The 3,441-nt window shown below is 57.3% G+C and carries 2 rRNA genes; both read right to left on the reverse strand.

What is annotated here, in order from left to right:
* Positions 1-5 precede the first annotated feature (5 nt).
* Positions 6-122: ribosomal RNA gene (rrf, locus tag Vau01_RS62735) — 5S ribosomal RNA — on the reverse strand.
* Between the two features lie 142 nt (positions 123-264).
* A 23S ribosomal RNA gene (locus tag Vau01_RS62740) occupies positions 265-3,388 on the reverse strand.
* Positions 3,389-3,441 lie beyond the last annotated feature (53 nt).

Here is a 3,441-nt window from a genome sequence, read left to right on the forward strand (position 1 = left end):
AAGTAGTTCGGCGGCGTCCTACTCTCCCACACCGTGTCCGGTGCAGTACCATCGGCGCTGGAGGGCTTAGCTTCCGGGTTCGGAATGTTACCGGGCGTTTCCCCTCCGCTATGGCCACCGACACACCTGTCGGCACATCAAACAACAACCGCCACCAGAAACCGAACCAGTCAAACCGGTCTGGTTTCGGGTGTGGGGTGTTTGTTTGCCAAGAATTGCACAGTGGATGCGTTCCCCCACCACCAACGGGTGGGGATCATGTTTGTGGTCAAGTCCTCGGCCTATTAGTACCGGTCAGCTCCAACCCATTACTAGGCTTCCACTTCCGGCCTATCAACCCAGTGGTCTAACTGGGGGCCTTAACCCACAAGGGGTGGGATACCTCATCTTGAAGCGAGTTTCCCGCTTAGATGCTTTCAGCGGTTATCTCTTCCGAACGTAGCCAACCAGCCGTGCCCCTGGCGGGACAACTGGCACACCAGAGGTTCGTCCGTCCCGGTCCTCTCGTACTAGGGACAGCCCTTCTCAAGTATCCTACGCGCACGGCGGATAGGGACCGAACTGTCTCACGACGTTCTAAACCCAGCTCGCGTGCCGCTTTAATGGGCGAACAGCCCAACCCTTGGGACCTACTCCAGCCCCAGGATGCGACGAGCCGACATCGAGGTGCCAAACCATCCCGTCGATATGGACTCTTGGGGAAGATCAGCCTGTTATCCCCGGGGTACCTTTTATCCGTTGAGCGACACCGCTTCCACCAGCCAGTGCCGGATCACTAGTCCCGACTTTCGTCCCTGCTCGACCTGTCAGTCTCACAGTCAAGCCCCCTTGTGCACTTGCACTCAACACCTGATTGCCAACCAGGCTGAGGGAACCTTTGGGCGCCTCCGTTACCCTTTAGGAGGCAACCGCCCCAGTTAAACTACCCACCAGACACTGTCCCTGAACCGGCTCACGGCCCAAAGTTAGATACCCAGACCAACCAGAGTGGTATTTCAAGATTGCCTCCACAACCACTGGCGTGGCCGCTTCACAGGCTCCCACCTATCCTACACAAGTCAATCCAGATACCAATGTCAAGCTATAGTAAAGGTCCCGGGGTCTTTCCGTCCTGCCGCGCGTAACGAGCATCTTTACTCGTAATGCAATTTCGCCGGGCCTGTGGTTGAGACAGTGGGGAAGTCGTTACGCCATTCGTGCAGGTCGGAACTTACCCGACAAGGAATTTCGCTACCTTAGGATGGTTATAGTTACCACCGCCGTTTACTGGCGCTTAAGTTCTCCGCTTCGCCTTACGACTAACAGGTCCCCTTAACGTTCCAGCACCGGGCAGGCGTCAGTCCATATACGTCGTCTTACGACTTAGCATGGACCTGTGTTTTTAGTAAACAGTCGCTTCCCCCTGCTCTCTGCGGCCAACCCCAGCTCACGCCGCATGGGCGGTCACCAGGCCTGGCCCCCCTTCTCCCTAAGTTACGGGGGCAATTTGCCGAGTTCCTTAACCACAGTTCACCCGATCGCCTCGGTATTCTCTACCTGACCACCTGTGTCGGTTTGGGGTACGGGCCGCTCGAAACTCGCTAGAGGCTTTTCTCGACAGCATGGGATCACTGGCTTCACCAGAACGGCTCCGCATCACGTCTCAACCCTATGTCGTACGGATTTGCCTATACGACGGCCTACACGCTTGCCCCGGCACAACCACCGGCCGGGCCCAGCTACCCTCCTGCGTCACCCCATCGCTTGCCTACTACCCACCGGGATCCCACAACCCCCACCCTCCGTCCGAAGACATCAGGCAGCTCGCGCGGTTAGCACAAATGAAGTTCAGCATGGACGCTTCTTCGCGGGTACGGGAATATCAACCCGTTATCCATCGACTACGCCTCTCGGCCTCGCCTTAGGCCCCGACTCACCCAGGGCGGATTAACCTGGCCCTGGAACCCTTGGTCATCCGGCGGCAGGGTTTCTCACCCTGCTTTCGCTACTCATGCCTGCATTCTCACTCGCGTCACCTCCACGACTGGCTCACGCCGCCGCTTCACCGGTGACACGACGCTCCCCTACCCACCCACACACCTGGACAAAAACCCGAAGATTCTTGCCGAGTCATTGTGTGAGTGCCACAGCTTCGGCGGTGTGCTTGAGCCCCGCTACATTGTCGGCGCGGAACCACTTGACCAGTGAGCTATTACGCACTCTTTCAAGGATGGCTGCTTCTAAGCCAACCTCCTGGTTGTCTATGCGACCCCACATCCTTTTCCACTTAGCACACGCTTAGGGGCCTTAGCTGGCGATCTGGGCTGTTTCCCTCTCGACTACGAACCTTATCGCCCGCAGTCTCACTGCCGCGCTCTCACTTACCGGCATTCGGAGTTTGGTTGACTTCAGTAAGCTTGTGGGCCCCCTAGGCCATCCAGTGCTCTACCTCCGGCAAGAAACACGCGACGCTGCACCTATATGCATTTCGGGGAGAACCAGCTATCACGGAGTTTGATTGGCCTTTCACCCCTAACCACAGGTCATCCCCCAACTTTTCAACGTTGGTGGGTTCGGCCCTCCACGCGGTCTTACCCGCGCTTCAGCCTGCCCATGGCTAGATCACCCCGCTTCGGGTCTAGGACACGCGACTAAAAACGCCCTTATCGGACTCGCTTTCGCTACGGCTCCCCCACCCGGGTTAACCTCGCCACGCACCACTAACTCGCAGGCTCATTCTTCAAAAGGCACGCCGTCACCCCACCCAACCAAATGGGCAAAGCTCCGACGGATTGTAGGCAGACGGTTTCAGGTACTCTTTCACTCCCCTCCCGGGGTACTTTTCACCTTTCCCTCACGGTACTCGTCCGCTATCGGTCACCAGGAAGTATTTAGGCTTACCAGGTGGTCCTGGCAGATTCACGGCAGATTACAGGGGTCCGCCGCTACTCGGGAAAATATGCCAGACAGAACATGGACTTTCACCTACCGGACTCTCACCGTCTACGGTGGCGCATCCCAACGCACTTCGACTAACCCATGTTTTTATCACTGCCCGACCGGCTGTCAGACCAGTCCACACACATCCCACAACCCCGCACACGCAACCCCTGACAGGTATCACACATGCACGGTTTAGCCTCATCCGCTTTCGCTCGCCACTACTCACGGAATCACGATTGTTTTCTCTTCCTACGGGTACTGAGATGTTTCACTTCCCCGCGTTCCCTCCACACACCCTATGAATTCAGGTGCAGGTGACACCACACAACTGGTGCCAGGTTTCCCCATTCGGACACCCTGGGATCACAGCTCGGTTGACAGCTCCCCCAGGCCTATCGCGGCCTCCCACGTCCTTCATCGGCTCCTGGTGCCAAGGCATCCACCATCTGCCCTCAGCAACTTGACCACAAAGATGCTCGCATCCACTGTACAATTCTCAACAAACAACCACCCACACCA

The organism is Virgisporangium aurantiacum, assembly GCF_016863635.1.
GTDB classification, from domain to species: Bacteria; Actinomycetota; Actinomycetes; order Mycobacteriales; family Micromonosporaceae; genus Virgisporangium; species Virgisporangium aurantiacum.